The 15,011-nt window shown below is 62.2% G+C and carries 11 protein-coding genes; 4 read left to right on the plus strand and 7 right to left on the minus strand.

All coding sequences use genetic code 11. The annotated features are described in order from the left end of the window. Positions 1 to 49 precede the first annotated feature (49 nt). On the minus strand, positions 50 to 2,068 hold the full coding sequence (locus tag ISS99_RS08845) for an SPFH domain-containing protein (RefSeq protein ID WP_204631248.1): 2,019 nt from the start codon (positions 2,066 to 2,068) through the stop codon (positions 50 to 52). A gap of 588 nt (positions 2,069 to 2,656) precedes the next feature. After that, positions 2,657 to 3,298: a hypothetical protein gene (locus tag ISS99_RS08850; protein ID WP_204631249.1), complete on the minus strand. Its 642-nt coding sequence runs from the start codon at positions 3,296 to 3,298 to the stop codon at positions 2,657 to 2,659. A 121-nt stretch (positions 3,299 to 3,419) separates the two neighbouring features. Here ISS99_RS08850 and ISS99_RS08855 point away from each other — a divergent pair, with 121 nt between their 5' ends. Next, positions 3,420 to 4,829 (plus strand): aminotransferase-like domain-containing protein, encoded by a 1,410-nt coding sequence (locus ISS99_RS08855; protein WP_204631250.1) that lies wholly within the window; start codon positions 3,420 to 3,422, stop codon positions 4,827 to 4,829. Positions 4,830 to 4,833: 4 nt separating this feature from the next. On the opposite strand, the gene ISS99_RS08860 is transcribed toward ISS99_RS08855, so the two are convergent. Further along, positions 4,834 to 6,828 (minus strand): MGH1-like glycoside hydrolase domain-containing protein, encoded by a 1,995-nt coding sequence (locus tag ISS99_RS08860; RefSeq protein WP_204631251.1) that lies wholly within the window; start codon positions 6,826 to 6,828, stop codon positions 4,834 to 4,836. Between the two features lie 75 nt (positions 6,829 to 6,903). Continuing rightward, a complete protein-coding gene (locus ISS99_RS08865; RefSeq protein ID WP_204631252.1) occupies positions 6,904 to 9,462 on the minus strand; it encodes a TonB-dependent receptor in 2,559 nt (852 codons plus the stop codon). Positions 9,463 to 9,949: 487 nt separating this feature from the next. Here ISS99_RS08865 and ISS99_RS08870 point away from each other — a divergent pair, with 487 nt between their 5' ends. The 3 genes from ISS99_RS08870 to ISS99_RS08880 all read left to right on the plus strand — a co-directional run bounded on the left by ISS99_RS08870 (position 9,950) and on the right by ISS99_RS08880 (position 11,700). Then, positions 9,950 to 10,684: a FadR/GntR family transcriptional regulator gene (locus ISS99_RS08870; protein WP_204631253.1), complete on the plus strand. Its 735-nt coding sequence runs from the start codon at positions 9,950 to 9,952 to the stop codon at positions 10,682 to 10,684. A 195-nt stretch (positions 10,685 to 10,879) separates the two neighbouring features. Continuing rightward, a complete protein-coding gene (locus ISS99_RS08875; RefSeq protein ID WP_284343768.1) occupies positions 10,880 to 11,098 on the plus strand; it encodes a helix-turn-helix domain-containing protein in 219 nt (72 codons plus the stop codon). After that, positions 11,098 to 11,700: a ScaI family restriction endonuclease gene (locus ISS99_RS08880; protein ID WP_204631254.1), complete on the plus strand. Its 603-nt coding sequence runs from the start codon at positions 11,098 to 11,100 to the stop codon at positions 11,698 to 11,700. The genes ISS99_RS08875 and ISS99_RS08880 overlap by 1 nt, the downstream gene beginning before the upstream one ends. Here ISS99_RS08880 and ISS99_RS08885 read toward each other — a convergent pair. From ISS99_RS08885 to ISS99_RS08895, 3 genes are all read right to left on the minus strand, one after another. Continuing rightward, positions 11,641 to 12,567 carry a DNA-methyltransferase gene (locus ISS99_RS08885; RefSeq protein WP_204631255.1) on the minus strand — a complete coding sequence of 309 codons (927 nt, stop codon included), beginning with the start codon at positions 12,565 to 12,567 and terminating at the stop codon, positions 11,641 to 11,643. The genes ISS99_RS08880 and ISS99_RS08885 overlap by 60 nt on opposite strands. An 85-nt stretch (positions 12,568 to 12,652) precedes the next feature. After that, a complete protein-coding gene (locus tag ISS99_RS08890; protein ID WP_204631256.1) occupies positions 12,653 to 13,990 on the minus strand; it encodes an aminotransferase class III-fold pyridoxal phosphate-dependent enzyme in 1,338 nt (445 codons plus the stop codon). Then, complete coding sequence (locus tag ISS99_RS08895) at positions 13,983 to 15,002, minus strand: phosphotransferase (protein WP_204631257.1); 1,020 nt, start codon at positions 15,000 to 15,002, stop codon at positions 13,983 to 13,985. The genes ISS99_RS08890 and ISS99_RS08895 overlap by 8 nt, the downstream gene beginning before the upstream one ends. Between the last annotated feature and the right edge of the window lie 9 nt (positions 15,003 to 15,011).

Raw genomic sequence — 15,011 nt, forward strand, 5'->3', positions numbered from 1 at the left:
GCACGGGGCGAAGCTTTTTTGCTATCACACGCGCAGGATCAGGTCAGGCTCATACGTTGCGAGGCAAGCTTCCCGGGCCGGGAGCACGCGAATCTTCCGCGCCTTCCTTCAGTTCGAGTTTGTCCGCCATGAAAGCGTTGGCGAGCTGCGCCAGCGTCGACAGTGCGTTGCCATCGTTGCCGCCCAGCGCAATCTTCGGAACGATGGCGATGTTGCCTTCACGCAGCGCATCGGCGAATTGCCGGCCGAGGTCGTTGATCAGCTGCATGCGCGCACCTTCGCCGGTAAGTGCCTCGGCCTTGGCGCGAATGGCGTTGGCTTCGGCCTTGCCTACCGACTCGGTCGCGGCGGCCTTGCCCTCGCCCACCGCGATCTGGCGCTTGCGCTCGGCTTCCGCATTGATGTTGATCACCTGCGCCTCCTTGCTCGCCGCGGCAATGGCCGCGTCGCCCTCGTTGGTTCTGATCTTGACGCTAATTTCCGACTTGGTGAGCTCGGTCTGGATCTGAGTTCTGGCCTGAGCTTCGCGCAGCGTGCGCTCCTTGTCGGCGGCTTGTTGCTGCTGGTCGTAGGTTTCCATCTGCTCTTTCGCCACCTGGCGATCGCGCAGCTGATTGAGGATGGTGTCGATGCGCTGGCCGGATGCATCGCCGGTATTGCCGTGCGGCGTGCCGATCAGCACCTCCTGCAATTCGAGGTTGTAGGCCTCGAAGCGCCCTTTCATGTCGATGCCGGCCTTTTCCTGGATCTCCGAGCGCTCCTGCAACAATTCGATCAGGGTCTTGGTCTGTCCGGTATTTTTGAAATACGCCGACACCATCGGATCGAGCGTCTGATCGACCAGGCGCTTGATGTCGCCGAAGCGTTGCACGACCAGAGGCGCCTTGCGGTAATCGATGTGCACCACGACCGACAAAGGCATCAACGGTTCGAACGCATCCTTGGTGATCAGCGCCACTTCGGTCAGGTTCTCGTCGTACTTGTGGGCGTTGGTGACCTCTTTGGACCACTTCAGTATGAAGTTGGTGGTGGGCACCAGCTGGATCTTGCCCGCATAGGTATTGAAGGCGTACTTGCCCGGCAGCAGCGGCTCTTTCCACACGCCACGGCAACCGTTGTCGACCAGTTCGCCGTGTGAGTAACCATCGCCCGAGCGATCGGCGCCCGCTTTGCCATAGTAGGAAACCACTACACCCACGCTGCCGACCGGCACAATCGTCTTGCGAATGAACTCCACCGTGGCAAACAGGCGATTGAGGTAGTACGTGCCTTCCACCAGCACCTGGTGCTGGCGACCGCGACGGCCGCCGGCGCGCAGGAAGGCGCTGATGTTCTGGAAGTTGTTGTGGAAGGTTGCGCGGTTGGTCGGATCTTCGCCAACCCGCGGCGCGACAATTTCATCGGGCGGCAAGACCGGGCCGTCGTGGATGGTGACCACGCCAAGCACGTCGCTGGCATCGTCGTCGCCCTGAGCGCTCTTCTCCACGGGCAATACCTTGGACGCGGTGCCGCCTACGACCACCGGCGCAAAGCCTTTGCGCTCGCCGAGCATGCGGCCCATGTGGTCGACGGTGTCTTTTTCCTCTTCCGACAACAGCAAGCCGTGCACGCGCGCAGCCGTGATGATGGCGAACTGTGCCACGTTGATCGCATGCGTGCCTTCGCGAATGATCGCGCGCTGCGGACCTTTCTGCCCACCGGCTTTGAGAAACGCGGCAACGTCTTCGATGTTGGCATCGACGATCTCGCCGAGCGCCTGGCCATCCAGCAGTTCGCGGCCGTCGCGGGCGAAGATGTAGCCTATTTCACCCTGCGGTATCGTCACCAGGTCCGCCTTGTGCACGCGGTATTGGAAGGGAAAGAAATAATGCAGGCCGCCGCGCAGCACCTGCGGCTGATAGCCCACCTCGCCGCTCAGCGCGATCAGGCCGCGCGTCAGCGACGGCGCACCCCACAGCCGCTCGACGATACCGACCCGGTCGTTGGGTATGTAGACGATGACGTTGGATGCAAAGATCAACGCGACGATGACGACAATTGCTACGGCTATGGCAATGAGAATGGTCATGGATGTCTGTCCTTGATGCGGATGGCCTGACCTCGGTCAGGGTTGGCAATGCGTGCAACGAATCAGGTCGTGACGATGGTTCACCTCGGAAAAAGGACGTACTTGGCCGCAACGCGCGGCAGCGGCCGGCATTGGCGAAAGACGTCGGTGGTTGGTTGGAATGGGAGTCGGCGCCGAGAGTCGCGGCTATCCACTGGGCCATGGCGCGGTGACCATTCCCTACGTGGATGGGCGACGAAGTGCCGTTTAGGTGGTTTGCCCTGTCATGAGGCGCGTGTCGCGTGAAACGTCAGCACGCTGAAGCGAAAGGCTTCCGAAGCGCTGGCGAATCGAGCGTTGGGATGAGTGGGGGATGTGTCCCGGCTAGGTGGGGCGCTTGGGCGTGGCAGTCTTTCGTCGCGCGTCGGGGAGAGCTTGACCTTGAAAGATGCGAATCATGTCGGTGGGTCGGTTGACCTGGAATGCGCGTATTCTACTCCCGATTTTTGAGAGTGGCGTGTTCGCGTATCGTTCTCAAATCATACGTAATAACGTTGCAGGAATGGCGCGGCGCACGCGCCGCGCACCACACCTCTGCACTGCACTCGACTAGCCGCCAAGGCTGCCTTCTTTTACTTGCTGTTCGGAAAAAGCCGTGGGGGAGCCATCCTCTCGCACGGAGAGTTTGATGCGGGTAAAGCTCATGCGTATCGGCGCGACGGGCTGCTTGTCGCCAGCGGTGTACCAGTCCTGGATCAGATGTTTGTCGTCGACGAAGTGCCAGGTGGTCGAATGAAAGTGCACCGGATATTTGTCCAGGTTGGTGGCGGAGACGAATTTGAAATCGATGACGTTGGCATCGTTGGGTGCGGCCTCCAGGCGATAGCGCGGTTCGTTCTTGTAATCGCAGAAATGATCGGCGTGCAGCTCGTTGCCCACTACATAGAACACGGTGGAGGTAATGTGCCTGCCGTTCTCCCATTCTTCCGCCAGCACCTTGGTGCCATAGGCGAACGGCCGGAAGATGTTGACCATGGAGCCGTTGCCGTCGAGCGGTGCCTGCCACTCACCGGTGAGACTTTTGATTTTCTGGAACAGCGCGAGGCTTTGGCGTCCTTCGGCATTGAGAGCCGCACTGGAAGCAGCGCTGCTCGTGTCCTGCATCTTCATGGCACTGTTGGCGGAAACCGGACCTGCCCAGGATGCCGCACAAGCGAAAAGGGACGTGGCGATGGCGATACTGCATTTCATGGAATTCTCCTCACGAAACGGGGATGGGGAGCACTTGCTACCGCTTGAATGTATCGATACAATTTGAAAATATTGTATTTATTGTATCGATTATAGCGACGCTACAATCGGGAGGCGCGGCATGTCAAGACAGCCCCAGGTCACTACGACGTGGCTCCCCGAACTCTCCGGTTCCGGCAAACGCTGGGCGGAGCGCCTGGCCGAGGCGATCGCCTCGGACGTCGCTGCGGGCAAGTTGCGTCCGGGCGATCAACTGCCAACCCAGCGTGCCTTGGCCCGGCATCTGGGCATCACCACCGGTACGGTGAATCGCGCTTACGCCCTGGCAGAACGTGCCGGGGTGGTCAGTGCGGAAGTCGGGCGCGGCAGCTTTGTGACCGCAGGCAACGACACCGCGATCCACAGCACTGGGTTGGGCCGGGCGTCGGCGATCAACTTCGCGCTCAACTATCCGGCATGCGGCGACACCGAACAGGCACTCGCCGAAACGCTCGGTGCGTTGAGCCGGCGCCAGCCCTTGTCCGGCTTATTGAGTGTGGCGCCGTATGCGGGTTTGGCGCGCCATCGCCAGGCTGGCGCACGCTGGCTTGCTCGCTTGGGCGTATCGGCACACGAGGACGATGTGCTGGTGTGCACCAGCGTGCAGCATGGACTGGCCGCCAGCCTGGCCGCGCTCACCGCACCGGGCGATGTCGTGCTTACGGAAACCTTGACCAGCCCGAGCATCAAAGCGCTTGCGGCCATGCATCACCTGCGATTGATGGGAGTGGCCGGCGATGATGAAGGCATGTTGCCCGATGCGCTTGAAAGTGCGTGCGAGTCCACTGGCGCTCGTGCCGTGTACGTGATGCCGACGCTGCACACGCCCACCACGCTCACGATGTCCGAACGGCGCCGTCGCGATATCGCGCAGGTGTTGCACAAGCGGCAATTGCTGGCTATCGAAGACGATGCATGGGGCTTCATGGCACAAAGTGCGGTGACGCCGTTGCAGGCGCTGGCGCCCGAGTGGGTGGTATATCTCACCAGCTTTTCCAAGTGCCTGGCACCGGGATTGCGCGTGGGTTACGTCGCGGCGTGTTCGTCTACGTCACGGCAAGCCATCACTTCGTGCATCGGCGCCACCACCTGGAGCAGTCCGCTCAATGCCGAGATCGCCAGCCGCTGGGTCGATGACGGCACGGCATGGTCCATGGCGCAGCAACGCATCCGTACTGCCAGGGAACGCGAACAACTGGCCAGGCACCGGCTTGGTTCCGCTTTCGCATCGCCCACCATGCCCAGCTTCCACCTGTGGCTGCCATTGCCGGAACCCTGGCGCGCGAACGAATTCATTGCCGAGGCGGACAAGCTCGGCGTATCGCTGGCCTCCACCGAGATCTTCGTGCCGGGACGCGCGGCAACGCCGCACGCGGCGAGGATATGCCTGGGCGCGGAAGCTCGCGCGGACCGCGTGGAAGCAGGTCTCGCGGTGTTGGCGCCATTGCTCCATACCGGACCAGGCGCCTACGCGGCTGCCCACGTGCAGTGATGCATCACTGCTTCGTGGCGCCCTGCCCCTGCAGCAGCATCAGATAACTCGCCGCCGCCCAGCTGAAGTTGCGCGATTGATAGCCCTGTCCGGTGAGCGGATCGTAGTTTTCATACGTGGGAGCCTGTTCGCTCAAACCCTTGGCGTGCATCAGCAGATCGCGCGCCATCGCATCGGCCTGGCTGGCGTAGCCGTAGTTTCTCAACGCCACTACGCCGAAGTACGCCTGATCCAGCCACACCGGTCCGCGCCAATAGCCCTTGATGGGCGAGAAGTGCGTGTCATCCCTGGCCAGCGTGGGGAACGGCAGGAAGGTGGCGAATTTTTGCGGATCGGTCATCACCTGCATCACCGCTTTCGCCTGCTCCGCACTGGCGGCGCCGGCCCAAAGCGGCGCCCAGCCATCGGAACCGTAGACGCGGACGAAGGCGCCGCCATCGAGCTTGCGGTCGAAGAAATAGCCGTGCGCGGGATCGAACAGGCGGGTCTGGATCAACTGCTTCATGGCAGCCGCCTGCTGCAACCAATGCGCGTGATCGTCCGTTTTGCCGAGCACTTGCGCGATTTCGGCAAGGTCGAGCTTTTCGCGGTAGAGATAGGCGTTGAGATCGGCCGACTCCTGATCCATCGACCAGGCGCCTTCGCCATTCTTGAGCATGCGGATATCGTCGAAGCGCACGGCATTGTCCATGCCGCTTTCCCACTTGGCGGCGATCGCGGTGCCGTCGGTCGCGCCGAATTCGGCCAGGCCGTCGTGCGCGTGGTCGCGCTTGGCGAACCACCAGCGGTGATAGCGCACCAGCTTGTCGTACATCTCGCCGAGAAACGCCTTGTCGCCGGTGGCGCGGTACACCGCCAGCGTGGCCCAGGTGGCCAGCGGCGGCTTGCTGTCGCGCCAGTTGTCGTTGGATTTATCCAGATAGATGCAGTCCGGCACCATGCCGTCGGCGGCCTGGTAGTCGAACATCGCGCGGATCTGGTCGCGTGCGAGATCGGGAGCGAAGGTGGCCAGCGCCGCGGCGTGCTTCCACGAATCCCAGGCCCAGAAGCCGTTGAAGTCGGGATTGGAGTACGAAGGAATGACGCCGTCGTGATGCAGGTCGCCTCGCGCTGCGCGCCAGTTGCCCAGCAAGGTGATCATGGCCTTGACGGCGATGCGCTGCGCAGTCTCTTCTGGCACGCCGGCGAGGTGGCTGTTGGAAACGCCGTGCAGGTAACCGGCCCAGCGCTCGCGATTGTGCTGCCACGCGGTAGTGTCATCGACCGCTGCGGGCTTGTCCGTGCGCGGGTCGTAGACCAGGGTCTGGTCGATGTAGACCGTGACCGACTGGTTCGCCGCCAGGTGCAACGGCTTGTCCAGATCGATGCGGTATCCCACGGCGGACAGCGTGACGTGGCTGGCGCCAAGGCCGCCGGTTTGCAGGCTCGTCGTCAGTACCGAAGGCGCCTTGGTGAAGGTTTGCACCACCTCACCGCCGTTTGCGGCGAGTCGTGTCGAGGGCGAGGAAAAGATGCGCCCTTCGACACCGAGGTCGACGTCCTGCGCCTGGCTCGCGGTCAAGGTGACCTGCGCCAGCGCGTGCCAGGAGTTGGCAAAGAAAAAAATCTGGCTCACTTTCAGTCTGGGGGTAGAAAAGCGGCGAACCAGATAACCGGGGGCAGCATGGCTTTCGACCGGCGCCAGCGCGATGGCTTGATGCGTCGCGGCGTCGCTCAGTACCAGCTGCGCGAAGCGCGTGCCGACCCACTGACCATCGCCGAGACTGTGCACGAACGGGCCGATGAAACCGGTAGCGCGATCGCCGACGGGCGGCAGGCTGTAGCCCTGCCACGCGCCGGCGTCGAAGAAGATGTTGAAGCTGCGATCGTCGGGGGACGCCGGTGCGCCATGCAGGTCGAGTACGTCGTAGTAGCGTGCGTCGTCCTGCGCGCCGGCGATCCGTGCAGCGCCTAGCAGCACGGCGAAGGCGAATAGCGAGGTTTTCTTCAATGCATGCATGGCTGGATGGTGGCTTGCGATATCGACGCGCCGGTTGCGCCCTCTGCCTCGCGGCGAGAGGGCGCAGTGCCGACGTCAGAACTTGTACTTCACCTGGACATTCACTTCACGGCCTTCGATCGAGCGCGCCAGAATCACGCCGCCGCCGCTGGCAAAGCCGAACAGGCGCGCATTGCCTTCGGTGATGCCGATCTGGTTGGTCATGTTCGTGCCGCGCAAGGTGACCATCCAATCCTGGCCGATGTTGGCGATGGCGCCGATGGACAGATCGTAGTACGTGCCCAGCGGCTGCTGTTGCAGCTGGTCGCTGTAACGGTTGCCGATGTGCTCGTAGGTCATCCAGAACTTCATGCTGCCCCAACTGGTGGGGAACTCATACGCAGGCGTGACGCGGAACTGCAGGCGCGGCTGCCGGTCCATGTCCATGCCGTTGATGCTGCTGCACTGGTTGCTGCCGTCCTGCGCCACGTAGGGTACGCAACCGGCGTAGCCCGAGTAGTGGCCGTCCATGTAGTTGCCGCTCAGCGCCACGGAGAAGTGATTGAACGGCTTGATCATCACCTGGGTATTGAGGCCCTTGGTGGTGGAGCCGTAGACCAGGTTGATCTGTCCGGTATCCAGCGTGATCGAATACGGCACGCCGTAGAACAGGCGGCGATAGGCGCTGATGTCGGCATAGATCCACGGCGACTGGTATTTGAAGCCCAGTTCCATGTTGTGGATCTTCTCCACCGGGGTGCTAGGCAGCGGCTGCACGTCGTCGAAGGTGGGCAGGAACACGCCGTCGTTCACGCGCGCGTACACGCTCATGTTGCTATTGATGGCGTAGTTGGCGCCGATCGTCCAGGACGGTGCGGTCTTGGAATACGACGGATGCTGGAAGCTGTCGATCAGGTATTCCGCATCGTTGTTGTACACCGTGTACGGATTGGCATCCAGGTCACCGGAGGCGGTGTTCTGGAACCAGCCGCCGATGTTGATGTACTGCACGCGCAGGCCGCCGTCGAAACGCCAGTTGCCGATATTCCAGGTGTCGGCCGCGAACAGGGCGGTGGTCATGGCGTGCCACTTTTCGTTGAACGCCATCCACGACTGCGGCTGGTTGTTCCAGAACAGGCCCTGGCCGTCGGTGAGCTGATAGGTGTTGGTGCCATCGGTGGCGCTCAACACGATCGGGTTGGGGTTGTTCTTGGCCTGCATCAGCATGTTCAGGCCGTCGTCTTCCTGGTGGAACTCCGAATACACCGCGGTGTAATTGCCCAGGGTCAGCGTGTTGCCGTCGAACAGATCCTTGCTGATGTGGAACTCGTTGCTGACCGACTGGATGCGCTTGTGAATGTATTCGGGGTTCTGGACGGTGACGTTTTCATTCAAGTTGGCCGGCTTGCCATTGGTGTAGGTCGCCGTCGTCGTGAGGTTGGCGGGCAAACCGAAAGACTGTTCGTCGCTGGTGATGAAACTGCCCAGCGTCATCGGGTTCTGGCCGGTGCTGAAGAAGGCGCTGGTATCCATGTTGCCGCCCAGCAGGATGAACTTGTCGGACAGCGACCAGCCGTTGTCGAAGTCCAGGTCCAGGTTGCCGCCAATCACGTGCACGTCGCCGCCCTGGCCGTTGGCCATGTCGATGTTCATGCCGCCCGGCGCACAGCCGGCCGTGAAGCACGGGGTGGTCTGCAGGAACTGGAAGCGGTCGGCGTTGCTGCCGAAGGTGCCGGTAAGCGGGTTGAAGCCCGGATATGCCGAGAACTTGCCCGGCGCCGGATTGAGGATCGGCGTGTCGGTGACGAACTGGTTCTTGTCCTGCAGCTCGCGCGCATAAAACATGATCGAGCCGTGTTCCAGGTCGTGGCTCAACGTGGCAGTAAGCTGGCCACCCTTGTCGGAGGCGAACTGCGGATCGCGCACGCCGTCGGACTTGCGCCAGAAACCGCCGATGCTGCCGTACCAGCCGCTGTCTTTGCCGAACAACGGGAAACCGTAGAAACCGTCCAGGCGCACCATGCCTTCCGAACCGTAGGTGATGCCGACGTCGCCACCCGGCGTGGAGCTGCCTTCCTTCAGGATGAAGTTGGCGATCAGGCCGGGCTGGCCGTTGCCGTACAGCACCGAGGGGCCACCCTGCACGGCTTCCACGCGATCGATGGTGTCGTCGAGGCGGAACATCGCGTCGGTGAAGTATTCCCATTGCGGAAACAGCGGCGAGCCGTTGAGCTGCAAGGTGACGAACGGCGCGCCGCTGTCGGAGGGGAAGCCGGCCACTTCGATGTTGGCGCCGGTCTGGCCGCCGGAGGATTCCGGATACACACCGGGCGACATCTTCAACAGGTCCGCCGTGCTGAGCGGGTTGAGTTCCTTGATCTGTTCGCTGGTGGCGGTGGTGACCGAGTAGCTGGCGTCGATCTTGCGAATACCGCCGAAGCTGGAGTTGCCGGTGACCACGACCTGGTTGAGGGTGGTGGCGTTCTGCGTTGCGCCGGCCGCGTTCTTCGCGGCGGGCTTGGCCTGGCTGGGCTGGGTAGGCTGCGTACCGGTGGCCTGGGTCTGAGTGTCCTGGGCCTGCACTGCACCGGCCGTCAACAAAGCGCCTATGGCGACCGCCAGCGTGCGCCGGCTGATCTGCTTGCAAATGCTCATTGAATCTACTCCCCGAGATTTCTGGCTGTTTTTTTCCAGGACCCATCGCGGCGACGCTTGCGCGCCGGCAGTTTCGGAGCCGCCTGCCCCTAGCTGCGTTCTGGCCACCGGCTTTGTTGCCGGTTGACGTGAGCTTAACTCAAAACATCGTATTTGTACTACAATAGTAACATACGCTTGAAATATGAAAGCGCACCTGTGCCATTCGGCATGCCCAGTCGCTCCATCCCATCGACCAAGCCATTCGCCGCAGGGGGTGAGCGTACCGAAAGCGGGCGCTACGGCTCTGATTTGCAAGGCTTCCGGGCATTGCCGGGTGGCCGCCACGTGCGCGCCACGCAAAGCTCACACAATATGTTTGTATGATAAATTTTGTCGACCGTTGCGCTGCAGCAAATCGTGACGCCGCACCCTCATGGCAGACGGCCTTGCACGCACCTGGTACGCGGCAAGGCAACGAACGCCGAGTTACGGAGAAACCTCGAAGATGAAAGCTACGGATGCGCGCAATTTGCACGGCCACGTGGTGCGGGAAGTCGGCAAGCGGATCGTCACCGGCGAACTGAAGCCGGGCGAGGTGCTGCCGCGCGAGGAAGCGCTGGCCGAAAGCATGAGCGTCAGCCGCACCGCGCTGCGCGAAGCCTTGAAGGTGCTCACGGCCAAGGGCCTGATCGAAGCGCGGCCGAAGATCGGCACGCGCGTGCGCCCGATGGAATTCTGGAACCAGCTCGATGCCGACGTGCTGTCCTGGCGCTGCGCCTCGATGCCGACCGACGATTTCATCGACAAGCTGGTGGAGATGCGCGAGATCATCGAACCGGCCGCCGCTGCCGCCGCCGCGCGCAAGCGCACCGCCGCGCAGCTGGCGAAGATCGATACCGCGTATCACCAGATGGAAGCTTCCCGCACGTCCGACGAATGGGCGGTGGCCGATCTGAACTTCCACGATGCAGTGCTGCAGGCCACCGGCAACGAGTTGATGATCTCGCTGTTTTCCGTGGTCGAGAGCGCGCTGGGCATGTTCTTCGTGCTGTCGGCGCAGACGGCCGGCGACTTCAAGTATTCGCTGCCGCACCATCAGAAGGTGCTGGACGCGGTACGCCGCCAACAACCGGAAGTGGCGCGCAAGGCGATGCAGGCGATGATTGCCGACTCGCAGGCGAATCTGCACAAGCGCCGCAAGGTCGCGGTGAAAAAATCAGCCGAAACCCGGCAAAAATAATGGCGTGCCGCGACGACTCGCGGCACCGGCCACACCCGCAGACGCTGCGACTTACAGGCGGCTGACGAGCGCCGGGGGCGCATCCGTCCATGACAAATGTATTGCAATCAAGCCAATGAGGCTCGCTTCACAGATGCCCGGCATGCTACTTAAAGTCTGTAGACACATAGAGTGCAGAATTCCAGATTTGGCGGCGTGACACATTCCAAAGAAGCCAAGAAGTTCGGCGACACCGTTCGGCGAATGCGAGAGGCAGCGGGCATTTCGCAGGAAGAACTCGCAGCTCGATGCGGCCTGCATAGAACCTATGTAGGTTCGGTGGAGCGGGGAGAAAGGAATATCAGCCTGGCAAATATCGTCCGCCTCGCGCGGGCGCTGCATGCCAAACCCGGTTCTTTATTGGAGGATGCGTGATGCAAGGACCGTATCATCAGTTATCGCAAGAGCTTTGGAGCCACAAAACCGACGAACTCATCGCAGCGTTTCCATTGCGCATGAACGAACTGGTCGAAATCGTTCTCTCCAGCTGGAGCGACATTTTCAAGACGACCGTCGGCGCCAGAAAGTTCGCCATCGGGCAGCAGCTGATCTTTCCGCCGCAGGTACTGGGCAGCATGCTGGAGCAGCTCATCGGCCACGAACTGAGCGAGCGACACCCCTGGCAATGGCGCCTGGGGAGTGAAGCGAGCGAAAAGGACGTGGTTTGCATTCCCGACTCGAACTTTTCATTCGAAATCAAAACCTCCTCGCACCGCTCGCAGATCTTCGGCAACAGAAGCTATGCGCAGCCGACCGAGAACGGCAAAAAGAGCAAGTCGGGTTATTACCTGGCTGTCAATTTCGACAAGGTCGAGCGAAACGCAAAAGATCCGAGCATCCGGAAAATCCGCTTCGGCTGGCTGGACCACAGCGACTGGCGCGGACAGGCTGCCGCCACCGGACAGCAGGCAAACTTGTCAGTCGAAGTCGCCCGCCACAAGCTCCGCACCCTTTACGAAGGAAGCGCCAGCAAATGACAAATGGCCTTGCGCAGCGTTGCGCTCGGCAACTTCCTGGAGATTGTCGAGCCGGCGCTCGATGATCTCCAGGTATTTCGATTCCACTTCGAAACCCAGCGACAAGCGGCCGGTTTTCCTGGCGACCGCCGCCGTGGTGCCGGAACCGGCAAACGGATCCATCACCAGCGCTCCCGGCTGGCTGCATGCGCGCACGATGCGCTCGATCACCGCCACCGGAAATTGTGCGGGGTGAGAGGTGCGTTCCACCGATGAGCGGTTCGCACCGGAAGTGACCTTGGCGATTTGCCACACGTCCGTGGGATTCTTGCCCAACGGATTGCATTTCAGTTTCCCGTTCTTCTTTTGATTGGGATACTTGACGTTCGGATCGCGCACGTCGTCCAGGTTGAACACGTAGTCCAGCTGGTTTTTCACGTACCACAGGAATTTTTCGTTCCTGGGCGAGAAATTGCGCTTCGACGCCACACCCGCACCGTAATTCCAGACGATTTCCTGAATTAGGAAAAACGGAACCTTGTCCCACAGCAGATAGGGAATGGGCAGGCATTTGGCCTGATTGGGCAGCGACAGATAACCCACGTTCAACCAGAACGCGGCGCTTTCGCGCGATATGCGATGCACCTGCGCGATCCAGCTTGCACACCAGTCGACGTATTTTTCGACGGCGAGCTTGTTCTCGTATTCCTTGCCGATGTTGTAGGGCGGCGAGGTAACGGTCAGGTCGACCAGCTCCTGCGGCATCGCCTGCATGGCTTGCAGGCAGTCGCGCTGGTAGATCAACACTCCGGGACGTTCTATGTCTGGCCGGCCCAAGGCTTCGCGAAGGGCGCCAAGGATGCGTTCGGAGTGTTTCTTCGACGTCATGTTGCTGCTCATGGTAGGCGAGGCCCCAAAGTGAGTCCAGACAAGGGACCCCTGCCTCGCCGCGCCATTATAGCGGTGGAAGCTGCTAGGGCCTCTCAGCACTCAGCACCGTATCCAGCTTGTCCAGAAACTCCTCCGCATTCGCCTGGCTGAAGACGATCGGCGGCTTGATCTTCAACACGTTGTCGTCCGGACCTTCGGTCGACAGCAAGATGTGGCGGTCCTTCATGGCCTCCACCACGTCCTTGGCCTTTTGCCGGTCCGGCGTGCGCGCACCGCGCTCGCTCACCAGTTCGGCGCCGATGAACAGGCCGCGTCCGCGCACCTCGCCGATGCATTCGTGCCGTTGCTGCAAATCGCGCAGGCCATCCATCAGGAAGTTGCCGACGCATTGCGCATTGGCCTGCAGTTGTTCCTCGGCAATCACGTCGAGTACGGCGAGTGCGATGGCGCAGGACACCGGGTTGCCGCCGAAGGTGTTGAAGTATTCCATGCCGGTGATGAAGCTCGCCGCGATGTCCGGCGTGGTCACCACCGCGCCGATCGGATGGCCGTTGCCGATCGGCTTGCCCAGGGTGACGATGTCCGGCACAACGTCCTGGCATTGGAATGCCCAGAAGTGTTCGCCGGCACGACCGAAGCCGACCTGCACTTCGTCGGCCAGGCACACGCCGCCGGCAGCGCGCACGTCGGCATACGCTTGGGCCAGGTAGCCCTGCGGCAGCACGATCTGGCCGCCGCAGCCGAGCAGCGATTCGCAATAGAACGCGGCCGTCTCGACTCCGCGCTGGTGCAGGCCGGCCATGGCCGGCGCCAACAGCTGGCCGTATTGGCGGCCGGCATCGGGGCCTTCGCCGAACAGGCCGCGATAGGTATCGGGCATGGCGACCACGCCGACGTGCGGTGCGCGGCCTTCGCCGCCCTTGCCGTTGAATTTGTACGGGCTCAACTCGACCATCGACGGCGAATGGCCGTGATAGGCGTGATCGACCACCACCACGCCGCGCGCCTTCGTGTGCGCACGCGCCAGGCGCAGGGCAAGGTCGTTGGCCTCCGTACCGGAGTTGGTGAGGAACACCACCGACAGCGGCTTGGGCAAGGTGGCGGTGAGGCGCAACGCGTATTCGACGATGTTGTCGTGCAGATAGCGCGTGTTGGTATTGAGCTGCGCCATCTGCGCCTGCCCGGCCGCGACCACGCGCGGATGGCAGTGGCCGACGTGGCAGACGTTGTTGACCATGTCCATATAGGCCTGGCCCTGCTGGTCGTACAGCCAGATGCCTTCGCTGCGCACGATCTTCAGCGGTTCGCGATACGACACGCTGAGCGTGGGATTGAGCAGCTCCCTGCGCAATTGCAGGATTTCCTGGTTGCCGCGCTGGGGCACGCCATCGAGCACGGTGCGGTGAGCGGTATCAATCATGGCTGGATTCCAGAAAGGGGCCGGCAATGGCCCCGCGGTCGATGTCGGCGAGATGCCGCAGCAAGGCGCGCACGCCTCGTTGCGACACCATGATGAAGGGATTGTCGGGATCTTCCCGATGCGCCCGGGTGGCCATCAATACGCTGTGGCACAGGCGCGCAAGAATGAAGTCGTGCAGGTGTTCCAGTTCCGCGCGTTGCAGCGGGCATGCGGCGAGATAGCCGCCGACGATGGTGCGTGCGCAAGCCATCGGGTCTGCCTCGTGCTGCATGGCGTAGGTGCAGGCGATGGCCAGGTCGGCCAGACGGAAGCTGGTGCACATGTCGCCGAAATCGATGACGGCGCTGACGCGCGGCACATCGTCGCCGACCGCCACGATCACGTTCAGATCGTTGGCATCGTTGTGCAGGACGGCGATCGGCAGGCGTTTGCGCCACTCGGGCAGGTGCGCGCAGAAGGCATCCAGATGGGCCTGCACGATGGCGCGCAGACCCTCATCCTCGATGCCGCTAATTTCGCCGCGCAGCTCCGGCAGGCGCAGCAGGTTCCAGTCGTGCCTGCGATCGGCGGCGGGGTGTTCGAAGCCCTGCAAGCCGCGCGTGAGCAAGCCGACCGCACGGCCGAGACTCGCATGCAGGATTTCGCGCTGCGCCGGCCCTAGGCCCTCGATCACTTCCGCATATGTACAGCCCGGCACGAAGCTCACCATCCGTACGTGACAGGTTTGCCCGTGGATGGGCAGGGTCAGCAGGTGCTGCCCGTCCGTCGCGCGCTGCACCTGGGGCCAGTGCAGGCCGGGCTCGCGCGCGGCCAGCGTCATCATGGCCAGGTTTTCCAGCTCCAGGTCCGGGCGCGACCAGGACGGATGCGCCACTTTCAGCACGTACTCGCCGGCGGCGCTGCGGATGCGGAAGTTCTGGTCTGCGTAAGAAGGCAGCGCGCTGACGGTGCCGCGGATGTGCCAATGGCGGTCGGCCAGTTGCAGCGCTTCGTCGGGGGTCAGAACATCCATAAGTTCGCG

Origin of the sequence: Dyella mobilis (genome assembly GCF_016904945.1) — a bacterium.
GTDB lineage: Bacteria > Pseudomonadota > Gammaproteobacteria > Xanthomonadales > Rhodanobacteraceae > Dyella_B > Dyella_B mobilis.

Coding starts and splice junctions, on each gene's coding strand:
- ISS99_RS08855 (WP_204631250.1), top strand. CDS start 3,420: ATGTCAAGACAGCCCCAGGTCACTACGACGTGGCTCCCCGAACTCTCC.
- ISS99_RS08870 (WP_204631253.1), top strand. CDS start 9,950: ATGAAAGCTACGGATGCGCGCAATTTGCACGGCCACGTGGTGCGGGAA.
- ISS99_RS08895 (WP_204631257.1), bottom strand. CDS start 15,002: ATGGATGTTCTGACCCCCGACGAAGCGCTGCAACTGGCCGACCGCCAT.
- ISS99_RS08890 (WP_204631256.1), bottom strand. CDS start 13,990: ATGATTGATACCGCTCACCGCACCGTGCTCGATGGCGTGCCCCAGCGC.
- ISS99_RS08850 (WP_204631249.1), bottom strand. CDS start 3,298: ATGAAATGCAGTATCGCCATCGCCACGTCCCTTTTCGCTTGTGCGGCA.
- ISS99_RS08845 (WP_204631248.1), bottom strand. CDS start 2,068: ATGACCATTCTCATTGCCATAGCCGTAGCAATTGTCGTCATCGTCGCG.
- ISS99_RS08865 (WP_204631252.1), bottom strand. CDS start 9,462: ATGAGCATTTGCAAGCAGATCAGCCGGCGCACGCTGGCGGTCGCCATA.
- ISS99_RS08880 (WP_204631254.1), top strand. CDS start 11,098: ATGCAAGGACCGTATCATCAGTTATCGCAAGAGCTTTGGAGCCACAAA.
- ISS99_RS08860 (WP_204631251.1), bottom strand. CDS start 6,828: ATGCATGCATTGAAGAAAACCTCGCTATTCGCCTTCGCCGTGCTGCTA.
- ISS99_RS08885 (WP_204631255.1), bottom strand. CDS start 12,567: ATGACGTCGAAGAAACACTCCGAACGCATCCTTGGCGCCCTTCGCGAA.